The organism is Microcoleus sp. B3-A4 (assembly GCF_036705385.1).
Taxonomy (GTDB): domain Bacteria; phylum Cyanobacteriota; class Cyanobacteriia; order Cyanobacteriales; family Microcoleaceae; genus Microcoleus.
This window is the reverse complement of record NZ_JAUBUI010000013.1, coordinates 23,080-40,489: the sequence shown is the minus strand read 5'-3', so window position 1 is coordinate 40,489 and position 17,410 is coordinate 23,080. Positions and strand designations below refer to the sequence as shown.

Here is a 17,410-nt window from a genome sequence, read left to right as displayed (position 1 = left end):
CCCCGCAAAGGGGGACTAAGGTAATGTCTGAGTCCAAAGTCGATCCCCCCTAACCCCCCTTAATAAGGGGGGGACAAGAGTGTTCTCAAAGTCCCCCTTATTAAGGGGGGGACAAGAGTGTTCTCAAAGTCCCCCTTATTAAGGGGGATTTAGGGGGATCGAGACTTCGATACTAATGGCAATCAATTATGTCGAATCTCAACAGTCAAAACCAAGATAATTATGAAGATTTACTCGTGTCAATAGAAGCGGGTAAAGATATTCTCAACTTGCTAATCGCTGTTTGCGATGATAGCGACTGTCGCGATCGCCTGATTTCGGATTATGAAGCAGAACTCGAACCGGATATCCGCCGCTATCGCGTAGAATTGGCGAGGGGTGAACCGAGTTTGCGATCGGCGATCGCCAATTTAGTCGAACAAGAAGCATATTTGCAGCAGCGGGGAAAAGCCGTGATCACCGTGACGGGTGTGGAAAAATTGCGGTTTTTTAAACAATTTGGCGAAAGTCGATCGGAACAACAAGTGTTTTTTGGCTATTTGCAATGGACGCGGGAAGCCTTGCGGGAGTTTCCGTTTTCGATTGTCTTGTGGGTGACGCGACAAATTGAAATTCTGATTAGCAATGAGTCTCCTGATTTTTGGAGTTGGCGGAAAGGTGTGTTTCGCTTTGATACGAAAAAAACTGCGGCTGTTCCCAAAACTGAATTTGAACCGTTTCGATCCCTAGTTGAAGAGGACGATCGCGAACCGCCGAGTTTGATTCCGCTGGAAGATTTGCAGGATTTAATCGCGCGAACCGAACAGAAAAAAGGACTCGAAGACCCCTATTTGGCAAGTCTTTATGCCAGTATGGGGAAGATTTATTACAGAAGGATAGAGTCTGGAGAGTGCGAAAACTTTCAGCAAGAGTATGAATTGGCGATCGAGTATTTTAAAAAGGCGATCGCCCTTCAACAAGAGTTAGATGTGGAACTGGAATTATCAAGTAGTTTAAGTTACCTTGCCGAACTTTATAAATCCCAAGGAAGGTACTCTGAAGCAGAACCGCTGTATTTACAAGCATTAGAAATAGACAGGCGCTCGCTCCCAGAAGACCATCCCAATTTAGCCACTCACCTCAACAATTTAGCCGGACTTTATCGTTCCCAAGGAAGGTACTCGGAAGCGGAACCGCTGTATTTACAAGCATTAGAAATAGGCAGGCGTTCGCTCCCAGAAGACCATCCGGATTTAGCCCTTCGCCTCAACAATTTAGCCGCACTTTATCATGACCAAGGAAGGTACTCGGAAGCGGAATCGCTGTATTTACAAGCAGTGGAAATATTCAGGCGCTCGCTCCCCGAAGACCATCCGCGTTTAGCCATTCACCTCAACAATTTAGCCGGACTTTATACATCCCAAGGAAGGTACTCGGAAGCGGAACCACTGTATTTACAATCATTAGAAATAGACAGGCGCTCGCTCCCAGAAGACCATCCCAGTTTAGCCACTCACCTCAACAATTTAGCCGGACTTTATGAATCCCAAGGAAGGTACTCGGAAGCGGAACCGCTGTATTTACAATCATTAGAAATAGACAGGCGCTCGCTCCCAGAAGACCATCCGGGTTTAGCCATTGACCTCAACAATTTAGCCGGACTTTATCATGACCAAGGAAGGTACTCGGAAGCAGAACCACTGTATTTACAAGCATTAGAAATAGGCAGGCGCTCGCTCCCAGAAGACCATCCGAATTTAGCGAGTCGCCTCAACAATTTAGCCGGACTTTATCATGACCAAGGAAGGTACTCGGAAGCAGAACTACTGTATTTACAAGCATTAGAAATAGACAGGCGCTCGCTCCCAGAAGACCATCCGGATTTAGCCACTCACCTCAACAATTTAGCTGGGCTTTATGAATTCCAAGGGCGGTACTCGGAAGCGGAACCGCTGTATTTGCAAGCAGTGGAAATTTTTCGCAATAACTTGCCAGAAAACCACCCCGACAGTCAGATTGTGTGGAAAAATTATGTTGGGCTGTGGCGGGAAGGAATCAGTAAAGGACATTTGACATTTGAGCAATTGCAAAAACATCCTTTCGGGGAACAGTTATTAGCTGAAATTTAGGAATAAATAAAAATATCGCTCAGTTACAAATATTGTTAAAATGTACAAGATGCAGCCTAAATTGTAAATTATTTAGTTGATCACTCGCAGCTTATACCTAGTTCTGAGGCGGATCATTGCAGGCGTGCATTGAGTTTTTGCTGGTGCGTGAGGCGCTGAATTAATTTGCTCAATTTTTTGTGACAATTCTTAATCGCCGCGCCTCACACACCCTACAATATGGATTGTATATAATTTGTTATATTTGATATTATAAGTAATAGCAGGAGATAATATTATATTTTTGCACTAAAATGTCAGTCACTACTCATCAATTAATTCAGTGGAAACAACAAGGGCGGTCAATTGTTGCCCTGACAGCTTATGATTATGCGATCGCCCAACTCCTCGATCAAGCAGGCGTAGATATCATCCTAGTCGGCGATTCCCTCGCCATGACAGTCTTAGGCTACGAGACAACACTACCCATAACCCTCGATGAAATGCTGCACCACGCTAAAGCAGTGCGTCGCGGAGTTAAACAAGGATTAATTGTTGTCGATTTGCCGTTTTTGACTTACCAAGAAAGTCCCCAGCAAGCCATGCACTCGGCCGGGAGAGCTTTGAAAGAAACCGGCGCTCAAGCTGTAAAATTAGAAGGTGGATATCCAGCAATGGCCGCCACAGTTTCGCAGCTAACATCCGCCGGAATTCCGGTGATGGGCCACGTCGGTTTAACTCCGCAGTCGGTACACCAACTCGGCTACAAAAAACAAGGAAAAACGGCCGAAGCAGCCGATCGCATCCTAGCAGAGTCGATCGCCCTTCAAGAAGCCGGTGCGTTTGCGATCGTCTTAGAGCACATTCCCGCAGACTTAGCCGCTCAAATTACCCAAAAATTAACTATTCCCACTATTGGTATCGGCGCCGGGCCGCACTGCGACGGTCAAGTTTTAGTTACTTCCGATTTGCTGGGACTTTCTGAAAAACAGCCGCCTTTTGCGAAAGCTTACGCCAATTTGCGAGAAACAATTACCCAAGCTGTGAAAGATTATTCCCTTGAAGTTAGAGAAGGCAAATTTCCCCAATAGTTTCGTAGTGAGGAGTTGAGTCCTTAAAAAGGAGGACTAAAATCCTCACTACAAACCTAATTTACACTTTCGGCTGGCCCTCTTCCTCTTTATCCTTCTCAACAGCTTCATCCTCAGATTGACCGATGCCATCCTTAAAACTCCGCAGCGTTTTCCCCAAAGCATTTCCCAACTCAGGAATCTTCTTGGGGCCGAAAATTAGTATGGCCACCACCGCAACAATGCCCATTTCGGGCAATCCCAGACCAAACATACAATATCTCCTGTAAAACTTGCTCGATCGTAAGTCAATCTACTGATATTGTTAAAGTATCTACCTTTTTTCCTGCATCCTGCAACAGTAGAATCAAGTTTTATTAAGCTATCCCCCGATAAATAAGAATGTTAGAAATATCCCAGCCTTCTCTGCGCGACCAACAGCACCATCTCATCCGCGATTTAGCAGACCGGATGGAAGCAGTATGGCACCGCTATCTCGACCTCGAACCCTACCACCTGCCCGCTGAGTTGGGATACGTAGAAGGCCGCTTGGAAGGAGAAAAACTGATCATTGAAAACCGCTGCTATCAAACGCCCCAGTTCCGCAAAATACACCTCGAACTCGCTAAAGTCGGGCCCTTGCTTGACATTCTGCACTGCGTGATGTTTCCCAGACCGAATTATGCTTTGCCGATGTTCGGTACGGATATCGTAGCAGGCAAAGGCCAAGTTAGCGCCGCGATCGCAGACCTTTCTCCCCTCAATCCCGATCGAACTTTGTCGGAACCCTACCGAACCCAACTGGAAATTTTGCCGATTAAGCAATTTTCTTCTCCCCGCCAAATTCCCGAATGGGGCGATATTTTCTCAGAATTTTGTCTGTTTGTGCGGCCAGAGTCGATCGAAGAAAACAGTCGGTTTTTGGATATTGTTGAATCCTACGTTGAAATTCACTGCAAACAGGCAGTCGCTTCCGAACCAGTCTCTGCCGCCGAAGCATCGGAAATTCTCGACGCTCAAATTTACTACTGCACCCAGCAGCAGCAAAACGACAAAACCCGTCGCGTACTCGAAAAAGCTTTCGGTCAAGATTGGGCCGAACATTACATGACCGAAGTGCTTTTTGATATTCCTAAATAGCTGAAATTGGTTTACAATACTTCACAGTGGGTGGAAAAAACTTAATCAGGAAATCACCTACTTTATAAGTCATGGGAAAGGAATCACGGGTCAAGGATAAATCATTTTTAAAACCCCCAGGACGAGGAATCATCGGTTTAGCGATCGCCGCCACTGTTGTTACTACAGGAGTCGGTTTTTGGCAAGTATCTCAACTTAGAAAAGCCGAAGAGTTAAAGGCGGCGGCTGCAACGGCTACTGCAACTGCCGCCGCTACCCCCACCAGCGTCACAGCTTTGGGTAGGTTGACTCCCCAGGGGGAAGTTATCAAATTGTCAGCCCCTTCGGCGTCGGAGGGAGCAAGAATTGAACAGTTGCAGGTGGAAGAGGGCGATCGAGTCAGTCGAGGACAAATCATAGCAGTTCTCGATACGCGCGATCGACTCCAAGCAATCCTCCAACAAGCCGACAAAGAAGTCAAAGTCAAACAAGCAGAATTAGCGAAAATTCAAGCCGGCGCAAAAACAGGCGTTGTCGGCGCTCAAAAAGCAGAAGTTGCCAAGTTTGAAGCACAAGTGCAAAGAGAAACCGAAGGCGAAGCAGCCAATGTCGCCCGCTTAGAAGCTCAACTGCGAAGAGAAACCGAAGCCGAACAAGCTAACGTCGCCAAATTCGAGGCACAACTTCAAAGAGAAACCGAAGCCGAACAAGCTAATCTTGCCAAATTGGAGGCACAACTCGAAAGAGAAACAGAGGTGCAGCAATCCAAATTGGCTAGGCTAGAAGCTCAATTGCGCGGCGAAATTGCTTCTCAAAACGCTACAGTCGATCGGCTAAAAGCCGAATTAACCAACGCCGAAGCCGAGGAACAACGCAATAAAGAACTCTCAGAAACAGGCGCAATTTCTGCTTCCGCCTACGACACCAAACGCTTAGCAGCAGAGACGGCTCGCCAGAGAGTCAAAGAAGCGCAAGCTGTATTAGAAAAAACAGTGCAAACACTGCAAGAGCAAATAGTCGAAACGAAAGCAACAATCAAACAAACAGTAGAAACTGGCAAGCAGGAAATCAATCAATCCCGAGCCAATCTCCGACGCAAGTTAGAAACAGGTAGGCAGGAAATTTACCAAGCCCGAGCAACCTTAAATCAAAAGATAGAAACTGGTAGAGAACAAATTAATCAAGCCGAAGCAATACTCAAACAAAAAGCAGAAACCGGCCAAGAAGAAATCAATCAAGCCAAAGCAAATCTCGACCAAATTGCCGAAGTCCGTCCCGAAGACGTGCAAGCCGCCCAAGCCGCAATTGAAAGTGCGATCGCCACCAGACAAAAAGCTCAAGTAGACTTAAACTTAAGCTACGTCAAAGCACCCGTATCCGGCTACATCCTCAAAGTTCACAGCCGACAAGGAGAAGCTGTCAACACTCAAGACGGCATCGTAGAACTAGGTGGCACCGACCAAATGTACGCCGTAGCAGAAGTTTACGAAACCGACATCGCCAAAGTGCGAAACGGCCAGCGCGCTACCGTCAGCAGCCCGGTTTTTACAGGCACTGTGGAAGGAAAAGTCGATCGCATCGGTAAACAAATCAGCAAAAAAGATGTCCTTAATACAGACCCCGCCGCCGACACCGACGCGAGAGTGATCGAAGTTAGAATTCGCCTCTCTCCGGAATCGAGCAAAAAAGTTGCAGCCCTGACAAACTTGCAGGTTGAAGTCAAAATAGATATCTAAATTTTACCTTGACAAAACTTACGTATGGGGGAGCAAAAAGACTGGTTTTTTACCGATATTAACGGTTTGAATCAAAAAATATAATGGTAAAAACCTGGTTTCTCAAAGCCCGTACTTAAGTTCTCAAATTATTCAATCCTCAACCCAAAATCTCCGATATAAAATCGACTGTTATGGCAAAAATACCGCTAGCTTGGGCACAGTTAACCCGCGAAAAAATGCGATTAGTAATCGCGCTAGCCGGCATTGGATTTGCCGACTTGCTGATGTTTATGCAGTTCGGGTTTAGAGACGCGCTCTTTGAAAGCTCCATCACCTTTCACTCGCAGTTAAAAGGGGATATTTTTATCACCAGCACCCAGTCTACGGCTTTAATAGCCATGAAAAGTTTTCCCCAGCGTCGCTTGTATCAAGCCTTGAGCTTTAACGGCGTTACATCAATTAGTCCCGTATATTTAGGCTTTGGATTGTGGAAAAACCCCGACCCCAACCAGCGAAATACTCGGCAATTGATGGTAATCGGTTTTGACCCCGCTCATCCCATCTTTGATATGCCTGAAATCCAAAATAATTTGGACAAAATCAAAATTTCAGATGTGGTTTTATTTGACCAAGCTTCCCGCCCGGAGTTTGGGCCGGTAGCAGAATATTTCACACAGGGAAAAGTTGTTGAAACTGAAGTTGACAATCGCCGCGTTAGGGTAGATGGTTTATTTACTATAGGGGCCTCTTTCGGTGCCGACGGAAATCTTGTCACCAGCGATTTGAACTTTATGCGGATTTTTTCGACGCGGAGAACAAGAGGTTTAATCGATATAGGTATTGTTCACTTGCAGCCGGGAACAGATGTTAAGGCTGTTGTTGATAAAATGAGGGCAACTTTGCCGAATGATGTGAGAATTTCTTCTAAAGAAGAGTTTGTAGATATTGAAAAAAAATATTGGCAGGAAAGTACCTCAATCGGATTTGTTTTCACTCTCGGCGCGGCAATGGGATTTATCGTTGGGATAGTGATTGTTTATCAAATTCTTTATACTGATGTTACCGATCATTTACCCGAATACGCTACGCTAAAGGCGATGGGATATAAGGACATTTACTTTTTGGGTGTGGTGTTTCAAGAGGCTTTGATTTTGGCAATTCTTGGTTATTTGCCGGGGTTTGGGGTTTCTCTGCTGCTGTACCATTTAGGGAGAAGTGCTACGAGTTTGCCGATGTACATGACTTTGATGAAAGCTGGAACTGTTTTTGTAATGACAGTTGTCATGTGTTCTGTGTCGGGGGCGATCGCAGTTAGGAAGTTGCAGGCGGCTGACCCAGCGGATATTTTTTAAGGAAGGAAGAAGGAAGAAGGAAGAACGAAGAAGGAAGAAGGAATTACCAATTACCAATTACCAATGAATACTTTACCAGTTGTCTCGATTAAAAATCTCAATCATTCCTTCGGCGAAGGACAACTTCGCAAACAGACATTATTTGATATCAACCTGGATATTTATCCGGGCGAAATTGTGCTAATGACTGGGCCTTCGGGGTCTGGTAAAACAACATTGTTAACCTTGATTGGAGCTTTGCGATCGATCCAAGAAGGTAGTCTGAAAATTCTCGACCAAGAATTGCGGGGAACGCCGAAAAATAAATTAGTTAAAGTCCGCCGCGACATCGGCTATATTTTCCAAGCTCACAATTTGCTCAAATGCTTGACAGCTAGGCAAAATGTGCAAATGTCTTTAGAACTGCACAGTCATCTTTCTCCCCAAGAAACTAATAATAAAATAGAGGAAATGCTGCAAGCTGTAGGCTTGGGAGAAAGAATAGATTATTACCCCGACAGTCTTTCTGGTGGCCAGAAACAAAGAGTGGCAATCGCCCGTGCATTAGTCAGCCAGCCGAGATTAGTATTAGCAGACGAACCCACAGCAGCCCTAGACAGTAAATCAGGTCGAGATGTGGTAGAAATTATGCGAGGTTTGGCCAAAGAACAGCACTGCACTATTTTGCTTGTCACCCACGACAACCGTATTTTAGATATAGCCGATCGCATTATTCACATGGAAGACGGCTACCTCGCACAAGACACATCAACAACGGTGACAACCGGCGTTCTTTCGGGAAAATAATATTAACCCACCTCAACTTATTTCCGAGAACCGGGACGCTTTCCTCCTACCTTGGCAGGACTTTTCGTTCCACCTTTGGCTGGAGTTTTAGAACTACTTTTGCTACTTTTTTGACCCTTAGCTCCTACCAACTGGCTATCATTGACATTTGTAGGTCTGCCGGCAGGCGTTCTCGTAGTCCTAAAGGTAACATTCACCCCTTCATTCGACTGTTCCAGCACCAACATCGGCGTCGGCTTGGCTTTTTGATCCCACTCAATATGAACGATGCGACCTTGAATTGTCGGCTGCCAACTGTCGTGGTCGTCTGAAGGACTCAGATAAGTTTCCAAACAGTCAATAATTTGATTAATTGTCGCTGATGTTGCCTGAGTCGGCAGTTTCATCAGCTTAATTTGAATCCGAAACAGCACTCGTTTTTCTATTTTTATTGCCGGATCGCCAGTTTCGTATTCGATATCAAACATCGAATCCACTTGCCTGCCGCTGCCGGCATTCCCGTTTTTATCTCCCACTGCACCCTGAGTCGGACGCAGGGCAATACTAATTTTTTCTTTAACTTTTACCTTGATCTGGTTCACAATGGCAAAGTGAAAGACTTCTTCCGCCATCCGCATTCTCAGGTAGTCTAAATTAAAGTCTCGCGAGTGGATAAGGTCGGGATTCTTTTCCATCTTTGACATGGTTTCCAGAGCCATTTTGTATTTTTTCTGGAGTTCTCGATTTCTAAACTCCTCAAATTTGAGCTTTTTATTCAAATCGTCGAGTTTTAGCTTGGTAAACACCGCTAAACCGATAAGCAATAACAACAGTAATCCCGCCCCTCCCATTAAGAGTTGGTCTGAGGACGGATCTCCGGGTTTAGCCTTTTTAGGTTTGGGAGAGGCTACTGCCAACCTTGGTTCTACAAGGATTATTTGGGTTGACATGGGCTTTTAAAGGGTAAAATTTGACGCTATATTTATACAGGACTCCAGAGTAGAGCTGGTAGTGCAACTGGATCAACCAACATTGACATCATTCCACCATCATCTTGGTACAACTGGATTTCTGCAACTGGAACACGCACCCTCTAATTAATACTTTATCTTTAACTGCAAGCAGGTTTCCGAAAAATCGGAAAATCGCGCGCTGGCACTGGCCAATAGAAATGGTGAATTGTCTGTAATATATTATACCAATACAGCTAAAAAAATGTTTGTTCGGCTGTTTCCGTTTGTAGCAAAATAAAAAGAAATACACATAAATTAATAGTAACTCTGGGAGCCAGCAGCGGAAAACATCAAGCAGAACAGCCGATCGCCCGGACGATCGAGGGGCGGAGGTTGGGAGGGTGCTAATTCCTACTGTTTGCTCACTCCCGCCCTGCAAGCCCACCGGGCGGCTTGCTGTGAGAGTCTGGCTATGGTGCGCTCGAACAACGTCTCCTTAGCTAAGATTACAGCTAATACCACCAATATTCGATCGTGACCTACGAACCCCTGCACCACAAATATCGCCCTCAGACATTTGCCGAATTAGTCGGTCAAGAGGCGATCGCCCAAACCCTCACCAGCGCCATCCTACAAGAGCGCATAGCACCAGCATATCTATTTACCGGCCCCAGAGGCACCGGTAAAACCTCTAGTGCCAGAATTTTCGCCAAATCCCTTAACTGTATTTCTACGGTTGCCCCCACCCCCACACCCTGTGGCAAATGCAACGTTTGCCAAGAAATTGCCCGAGGTTCCACACTAGATGTCATCGAAATTGACGCCGCCAGCAACACCGGAGTAGATAACATTCGGGATTTGATCGAACGAGCTCAATTTGCTCCCGTCCAGTGTCGCTATAAAGTATATGTAATAGACGAGTGTTTGACTGGTGATTCTCAGGTAAAAACTAGCGAAGGTCTGATGCGGATCGACAATCCCAACATCAAAGGAAAACAAGTTATCAGCTATAACGAAACTTCAGAAGTTTGGGAATTTAAAAAAGTTTTGAGGTGGTTAGACCGAGGGGAGAAACAAACACTGGTGATTAAAACCGCCAACCGAGAAATCAGATGTACGGGCAATCATCCAATCAGGACAGAACAGGGATGGATACGAGCAAAAGACGTAAAAGAAGGAGTGAAGATACTATCCCCTGTGAATGTGGGTGCGGCACCCTCATTCACAAAATTGGAACAGATGGACGCTTGCGGAGATTTGCCAGAGGACATCAATTTTACGGGAATACCTACGGACAAAAATCCTACGACTTTGCCTCTATTCTCGAACAGGCTCAAGCCATCCGACCTCTCTGTGCGTGTGGCTGTGGAGAACCACTCGAAATACCAGACTTTTTACAAAAAAAAGGCAAAGGGATTAAGAGCATTCAGTCTCATTGGCAGCGACATCCGTATAAAAAAGGACATGGACTTTGGGATGCAAGAACGGAAAAGTTCTTGGCAAATGCCGAAGTTTTGCAACCAGAAACACTCGGACTCATCTACGGAACATTGCTTGGAGACGGTTTTATCACCTACCCAAATAAATATAGCCGATTTCCAAGATTGGGCTGGACACACGGAGAAAAGCAGCGGGAATGGTTGGAATACAAAGCTTCTTGCCTTTCGACACTGCGACCAAAGTTACGAGTTACACCTAACCGAGGATACGGAAATACATCAGTCTGTTGCAACACAGTCTGCCATCCCCAACTTAGAGATGTCTTTGACGCTGTTAAACCCAACGGAAACGGAAAATACGTCACAATGGATTGGCTCGATCGCCTCACTCCAGAAGGGCTTGCTTGGTGGTACATGGATGATGGCTCGCTCAGCATTTCCCCAGAAGGAAGTCCAAGTATCCAAATTCATACAGAAGGATATTCTAGGGCAGAAAATCAACTCCTTGCCAATTGGCTTACAGGTTTGGGATACCCAACAACAACTAAATTTTACAGAAGGTCTAACACCTGTAAAACCTACGACTACATACACATGGGTGCTGAAACCAGTAGAAAATGGGTATCAGACTTTAAAAAGTATTCAATCCCTTCAATGGATTACAAGTTTGGAGACAGTCGAATCTGTAAAAGTCGCTGGAGTCGAGAAAGTTTATGATATTGAAGTAGAAGACAACCACAATTTTGTCGCTAACGGTCTTCTGGTTCATAATTGCCATATGCTAAGCACCCAGGCATTCAACTCTCTACTCAAAACCCTAGAAGAACCGCCCGCTCGCGTTGTATTTGTCCTCGCCACAACCGACCCACAAAGAGTATTACCAACTATTATTTCTCGTTGCCAAAAGTTCGACTTCCGCCGCATCCCCCTCGATGCAATGATTGCTCATTTGCACAAAATTGCCAAATTAGAAAATATCAATATTGCCAGCGATGCAGTACAAATGGTTGCTCAAATCGCCCAAGGAGGTCTGCGAGATGCTGAAAGTTTGCTCGACCAACTAAGCTTATTTCAGAGTGAAGTAACAGTAGAAAAAGTTTGGGATTTAGTCGGTGCAGTCCCCGAAAATGACTTAATGGATTTGCTGCAAGCTATTGATACAGATAACGCTACAGCACTAATAGACATGACCCGCCACCTCATGGATCGCGGTCGGGAACCGCTAATCGTGCTGCAAAGTCTCGCGAGCTTTTACCGAGATTTGCTAATAGCCAAAGCTGCACCGAAACGGTCAGATTTAGTAGCTTTAACATCGGCAACTTGGGAAAAACTGGGGGATTTTGCCCGCAGTTGGGATGCCGAGATGATTTTAGCAGGTCAGAAACATTTGCAAACCCACGAAGTGCAAATTAAAAACACTACTCAGCCGCGTTTGTGGCTGGAAGTAACGCTGTTGGGATTGCTGCCCTCAGCAATTAGAACTCAGTCACAAGCAACAGCGGCACCAGCGAAAAATATTGCTCCATCAGAAATTCACCCCCCCCAATCTAGGGCGGGCACGGGGGCACCGCCCCTACAATCGGGGGGGAGCCAGACATCTAATATTGAACAATCTTCAGTTCCCAATTCGCAAAATCCTCCGCCTCAGCCGCCACCTATTGCTAATCGAACAGAAAGCACACCTCCTGCAGCGATTCCCGCACCTGTACCAACTGCTGAAACGAATCAAACAAATTATTCACCGACTAATTCAGCCGATGAAATCGATTTAAATCGAGTGTGGGAACAAGTACTTGAGCGCGTGCGGCCGCATGGAACTCAATCGCTGCTTCGCCAACATGGACAGCTAGTAATTTTCAGCAATAATACTGCTCATGTTAAGATTAGTTCGCAGCCGTTGCTCAATATGGTTAAAGACAAAGTAGCTAATATTGAAGAAGCTTTTTTGCAAATTTTTAACCGTCGAGTAACAGTAAAGGTGGGCTTGACAAATCCCGCTGAAACTAATAGTTCCCGCGCCAAGGATTTGCCTACTTCTAACGGACGTGTTGGCGAAAATTCTACGAATTCTCATCCTGTGAGTGATGCGGGCCAACAGGTGCAGAATTCGGCGGATTCTGAGAGTACAGATGATTTTTTGGGGAATGGTGGAGAAGAACAAAAACACCCGCCAGCGCCTGAAAATACTGCCGTTAATGTGCCGGCAATTTCCGAATCGCGATCGCCCACAAACGGTTCTACAGACTCTCAAAATGACTTTAACGCTCAGGCTGTAGCGGTGCGTGATGACGCTCAATATGTCGCGAATACGGCTAGGCAATTGGCTGGTATGTTTGACGGGGAAGTAGTCGATTTGTCGGATGACTTGGAGATTTGGGAGGCGGAAACTTTTAGATTGGAATCTGAACCGGATTTTTCCGAGTTATCTTCTGAGTTAGGTGAGGATGATTTCATAGATTGGTAAGTAGATCGCTAAAAAAAAACCGAGAAACCCGGTTTTTGTAGTAGGGGCGCTGCTAAGAGTGGCCGCCCTTCCAGGTTTCTTAATACCCTAAAAGTTTTAGGTTTAATTAGAGTCACCTAGTGATTGTGAATATCTACTTTTAAGCTGACTCTGGCTTGGGCAGCGAAGACGGAAGTACCAACAGCTCGGCGGTCGATCGCTTCTCGACCATTTCCTTAGTAATCGTACACCGGGCAACATCCTTGCGCGACGGCAACTCGTACATCACATCCAACATCAATTCTTCGACAATTCCCCGCAGCGCCCGCGCTCCTGTTTTGCGGCGGTATGCTTCCTGGGCGATCGCCCGAATCGCCTCTGGCTTAAAGTCCAACTGCACATTATCCATCTTCAGCAGCTTTTGATACTGCTTAACCAAAGCATTTCGGGGCTCCGTCAAAATCGCCATCAGCGTTTCCTCATCCAGCGGTTCCAAAACCGCCGCCACCGGCACCCGCCCGATAAACTCAGGAATCATCCCAAACTTCACCAAATCATCCGGTTCCAGTTGCTTGAGTACATCAGCCGCCCGCTTTTCCTTCGGCTGAGCTTCTCCGGGCTGAATAAAACCCATTGACTTTTTGCCAGTTCTCTGCTCTATCACTTTTTCCAGACCGACAAAAGCACCGCCGCAGATAAACATGATATTGCTGGTATCAATTTGGATGCAGTCTTGATAGGGATGCTTGCGGCCGCCTTGGGGAGGTACATTGGCGATCGTCCCCTCAAGCATTTTCAGCAGCGCCTGCTGCACGCCTTCACCCGACACATCCCGCGTAATCGAAGGATTCTCGCTTTTGCGGGCAATTTTGTCAATTTCATCAATATAAATAATTCCGCGCTGCGCCTCTTCCACGTCCATATCTGCCACTTGCAGCAGACGCAGCAAAATATTTTCCACATCTTCTCCGACATAGCCCGCTTCCGTCAGCGTCGTCGCGTCAGCCACCGCAAAGGGTACGTCCAGCATATCCGCCAAAGTCTGAGCCAGCAGAGTTTTTCCACACCCAGTCGGCCCGATTAACAAAATATTCGATTTTTGCAGTTCTACTTCTTCCGGCGGGTGCTTACCGCTATTTTTGGCATGGATAAAGCTTAGGCGCTTGTAGTGGTTGTAAACTGCCACCGAGAGCACCTTTTTCGCCTCATCTTGCCCGATCGCGTTTTCGTCGAGGTAATTTTTAATTTCCCTCGGCTTCGGAATTTGGCTCATCAACATACTTTTGCCCGAGGTAGCCCGGCGCTTTTGCGTCGTTTCCTGCTTCGGGGCCACAGCCGTTGCAGGCACTGCACTCGAATCAAACAACTCCTCATCTAAAATTTCATTGCACAAGTCTACGCATTCGTCGCAGATATACACCCCGGGCCCTGCGATCAACTTGCGTACTTGCTCTTGAGACTTGCCACAAAACGAACATTTTAGATGGGAGTCGTACTTAGACATAACAGCCTCTTAATTCAGTGCAGTGACATTCTCTCCCGCCGTCGGAAGGTTTTCCTTAGCGATAACTCGATCGACCAAACCGTAATTTTTGGCTTCCTCGGCTGACATAAAAAAGTCGCGCTCTGTATCAGCCTCTAATTTCTCGATCGGTTGACCCGTGTGGTGCGCTAGCAGTTGATTCAGCTTACGCTTATGATAAAGGATTTCTTTGGCTTGAATCTCAATATCAACTGCTTGACCTTGAGCGCCTCCAAGCGGCTGGTGGATCATAATCCGGGAACTCGGAAGAGACATCCGCTTACCGTGGGCTCCTGCTGTCAGCAGAAATGCGCCCATACTGGCTGCCAAACCGTAACAAATCGTCACCACATCCGGGCGGATTTGCTGCATTGTGTCATAAATTGCCATGCCGGCCGTCACCGAGCCGCCAGGGGAATTTATGTACATTTGGACATCTTTTTCTGGGTCTTCGGCATCTAGATACAATAGCTGAGCCACTATTGAGTCAGCAACTTCGTCGGTTACGGGAGTTCCTAAAAACACAATTCGCTCCCGCAGCAAGCGCGAGTAAATGTCAAAGGCCCGCTCCCCCATCCCCGACTGTTCTAGCACCATCGGCACTACATTGCTGGGGCTGGAACTGACATCAAAATCGTTATAGCTTGTAATTAGGTAATTGGAAGATTGAGATACAACCATAAGACACCAGTCAAGGATTCTAGACAATTTGCTGCTGCTGATGAAGCTTTAAATTAAGCCGCCAGCTTTTAACTATTATGCCTCTTCTGAACGGATATCGGGGGAATGGGGAGTTTTGAGTTTTGAAAGTGCTTTCTGCGCTGGGCGCAACGCTGTAGTGACTCGCAAGGCTCGCGGGGTGAATGAGTTAAAATACTTACGGGTAAATCATCGCTGCTTCTAGTGGACACCCCGAGCTTTTAGTAAGGATCGGGCGCACCCGGAGCTTGTAGTTAAGGATCGGGTGCGCCGTTAAAATCATGGTTGATTTCATGTCCCAATTAGGACATTTGAACACATTAAGTTCTATTCTTCGCCTACGACTTCCACTTCAACGCTCGTGGCTGGTTCTGCTGAATCTTCAGCGTCTGATTCTTCTGATTCTTCTGCTGCGGGAGTCAGAGAGCCTTCAGGTACGAGTTCGATTGTCCCTTTTTCTTCCAACCATTTCAGGGTTTTTTGTTTGAGCAAGTCTTCTGCTACAAATTCTTGCAACCTTTGGGGGTCAAAATCTCCTTTGGGAAACTGCTTTCTGATTTTTGCTACTTCTGCTGCTACTTCTGCTGGTTCAACAGATAAGGATTCCAGCTTTGCTACTTCTGCCAGAGCTAAATTCTGCTTGAGGCGCTCGATTGCTTCCGGGCGCGAGCGTTCCCGCATCGGGCCCATATTTTCTTCCGTAAACAGTTGGTTGATATCTATGCCGTAATTTTTCAATTGGACGGCTTGTTGATTCAACAAATAATCGATTTCGCGATCGACCATTGTTTCGGGAATTTCCACTTCTATTAGCTGCGCGAGGGCTGCTGATATAGCTTTTTCCTTATTAGCTGATGTCTTGTTTTCTTGGTCTGCTTTAAACCGAGTTTCGAGCGATTCGCGCAGTTCTGCTAAAGTTTCAAACTCGCTGACTTCTTGGGCGAAGTCGTCGTCCAACTCCGGCAATTCTTTTTCCTTAAGTTCTTTGAGGGTAATCGTAAAGACTGCGGGTTTTCCGGCTAATTCTTCACTGCTGTACTCATCTGGGAACTGCACGGAAACTTCTCTAGTTTCTCCCGGATTCATCCCGATCATGCCTTGGATAAAGCCCGGTACAAACTGATTTTCCGATAATTCTACTTGAAAGTCTTCTGCTTCGCCACCGGGAATTTCTGCGGGAGTTTCGCCTTCAGGTGCTTCCGCAAATCTACCGGAGAAATCAACCAAAGCCGTGTCTCCCAACTGAGCCGCTCGGCCTTCTACGGGGATTAAAGTAGCTTTGTCCGATCGATATTTTGCCAATACCTCATCTACCTGAGCCTCATCATACTTAGCTTCTTCTGCTTGAAGCTGCAAACCTGTGTACTGACCCATTTTCACTTCAGGTTGTACATCAACTTTCGCCGAAAAAATCAGAGGCTGTTCTGGATCGAACTTAGCTAGTAATTCTTCAAACTCGGTGCGAAGTTCAAAACTGCCAATTGCCGCAATTTTTTCTTGTTCGAGGGCTTTTTGCAGGGAATCATTAATCAAATTTTCCAAAGCCGTCGCCTTCAAACGAGTCTGGCCTAGGCGCTGTAGCAAAACTTGACGGGGAACTTTGCCTTTGCGGAACCCAGGAATACTAACCTCGCGAGCAAATTGTTTAATTACTTGCTCGTAAGCTTGTTTTGACTTTTCTGACGGTACTTCGATTTCCAGACCAATTTGGCTAGCTGGAAGTTTTTCCTGGGTTACTTTCATCGGCTTTTTTGATATTTAACAATAGTGTAATAAAATACATACAAATCTGACTTTGCCTGCATTTTAATTTTGTACGTTTTGACTCGTAACGGCACAACTACAACACCTTTACCGGATGAGACTGTAAGTCATTGCCGGCTACTTTTTTGGCTCTTGCCAAATAGTTTTGGTTGGAGGATACTAGCTTTTGCTGCTAGGAATGTGGAGGTTAAGTCCACTAATTGCCGATGCACCATAGCACATATCGCCCCGTGATGTCAATCTTGCCGGCCTCTGCGGCCAGTCAAAGTCAATGGATGCGCCTGCGAAAATGCAGATATATCGCAAAACTTAACCGGATGCGGATTGGGCGTGGGCGATTGGCAAAAGATGCTAAACTGGCACTGGGTACGATCGCACGGATCGATCGGGAAGTTCGATCGCCCTTTTCGCTTAACTGCACCATTGCTATCCTCTCATGCTCCTGATGTCGCATAACATTAATTAAGTTTGATATTGAG

General features: G+C 46.2%; 13 protein-coding genes. 7 read left to right on the top strand and 6 right to left on the bottom strand.

Annotation, left to right across the window (positions count from 1 at the left end):
* Positions 1–188: 188 nt before the first annotated feature.
* Both QUB33_RS08625 and panB read left to right on the top strand, forming a co-directional pair.
* Complete coding sequence (locus QUB33_RS08625) at positions 189–2,108, top strand: tetratricopeptide repeat protein (protein WP_333349452.1); 1,920 nt, start codon at positions 189–191, stop codon at positions 2,106–2,108.
* 293 nt (positions 2,109–2,401) lie between these two features.
* The gene (gene panB / locus QUB33_RS08620) at positions 2,402–3,178 is read left to right on the top strand and encodes a 3-methyl-2-oxobutanoate hydroxymethyltransferase (RefSeq protein ID WP_333349450.1); all 777 of its coding nucleotides are present in this window, start codon (positions 2,402–2,404) and stop codon (positions 3,176–3,178) included.
* A 61-nt stretch (positions 3,179–3,239) separates the two neighbouring features.
* Here the strand turns inward: panB and tatA are convergent, their stop codons facing one another.
* Positions 3,240–3,431 (bottom strand): twin-arginine translocase TatA/TatE family subunit, encoded by a 192-nt coding sequence (gene tatA, locus QUB33_RS08615; protein ID WP_190660552.1) that lies wholly within the window; start codon positions 3,429–3,431, stop codon positions 3,240–3,242.
* A gap of 128 nt (positions 3,432–3,559) precedes the next feature.
* On the opposite strand from tatA, the gene QUB33_RS08610 reads away from it, so the two are divergent.
* The 4 genes from QUB33_RS08610 to QUB33_RS08595 all read left to right on the top strand — a co-directional run bounded on the left by QUB33_RS08610 (position 3,560) and on the right by QUB33_RS08595 (position 8,132).
* Positions 3,560–4,297 (top strand): phycocyanobilin:ferredoxin oxidoreductase, encoded by a 738-nt coding sequence (locus QUB33_RS08610; RefSeq protein ID WP_333349447.1) that lies wholly within the window; start codon positions 3,560–3,562, stop codon positions 4,295–4,297.
* Between the two features lie 71 nt (positions 4,298–4,368).
* Positions 4,369–6,012, top strand: a complete 1,644-nt coding sequence (locus QUB33_RS08605) for an HlyD family efflux transporter periplasmic adaptor subunit (RefSeq protein WP_333349445.1) — start codon at positions 4,369–4,371, stop codon at positions 6,010–6,012.
* Positions 6,013–6,185: 173 nt separating this feature from the next.
* Entirely contained in the window at positions 6,186–7,346 is a 1,161-nt protein-coding gene (gene devC, locus QUB33_RS08600) for an ABC transporter permease DevC (RefSeq protein WP_333349443.1), read from the top strand.
* 63 nt (positions 7,347–7,409) lie between these two features.
* Complete coding sequence (locus tag QUB33_RS08595) at positions 7,410–8,132, top strand: DevA family ABC transporter ATP-binding protein (RefSeq protein ID WP_333349441.1); 723 nt, start codon at positions 7,410–7,412, stop codon at positions 8,130–8,132.
* 17 nt (positions 8,133–8,149) lie between these two features.
* Here the strand turns inward: QUB33_RS08595 and QUB33_RS08590 are convergent, their stop codons facing one another.
* On the bottom strand, positions 8,150–9,061 hold the full coding sequence (locus QUB33_RS08590; RefSeq protein ID WP_333349439.1) for a hypothetical protein: 912 nt from the start codon (positions 9,059–9,061) through the stop codon (positions 8,150–8,152).
* A 537-nt stretch (positions 9,062–9,598) separates the two neighbouring features.
* Between QUB33_RS08590 and dnaX the strand changes: the two genes are divergently transcribed.
* Complete coding sequence (gene dnaX / locus QUB33_RS08585) at positions 9,599–12,967, top strand: DNA polymerase III subunit gamma/tau (RefSeq protein ID WP_333349437.1); 3,369 nt, start codon at positions 9,599–9,601, stop codon at positions 12,965–12,967.
* 139 nt (positions 12,968–13,106) lie between these two features.
* Here the strand turns inward: dnaX and clpX are convergent, their stop codons facing one another.
* From clpX to QUB33_RS08565, 4 genes are all read right to left on the bottom strand, one after another.
* A complete protein-coding gene (clpX, locus tag QUB33_RS08580; protein WP_333349435.1) occupies positions 13,107–14,450 on the bottom strand; it encodes an ATP-dependent protease ATP-binding subunit ClpX in 1,344 nt (447 codons plus the stop codon).
* A gap of 9 nt (positions 14,451–14,459) precedes the next feature.
* Positions 14,460–15,149, bottom strand: a complete 690-nt coding sequence (clpP, locus tag QUB33_RS08575) for an ATP-dependent Clp endopeptidase proteolytic subunit ClpP (RefSeq protein ID WP_333349433.1) — start codon at positions 15,147–15,149, stop codon at positions 14,460–14,462.
* Positions 15,150–15,494: 345 nt separating this feature from the next.
* Positions 15,495–16,910 carry a trigger factor gene (tig, locus tag QUB33_RS08570; RefSeq protein ID WP_333349431.1) on the bottom strand — a complete coding sequence of 472 codons (1,416 nt, stop codon included), beginning with the start codon at positions 16,908–16,910 and terminating at the stop codon, positions 15,495–15,497.
* 289 nt (positions 16,911–17,199) lie between these two features.
* Positions 17,200–17,355 carry a hypothetical protein gene (locus QUB33_RS08565; RefSeq protein WP_333349429.1) on the bottom strand — a complete coding sequence of 52 codons (156 nt, stop codon included), beginning with the start codon at positions 17,353–17,355 and terminating at the stop codon, positions 17,200–17,202.
* Positions 17,356–17,410 lie beyond the last annotated feature (55 nt).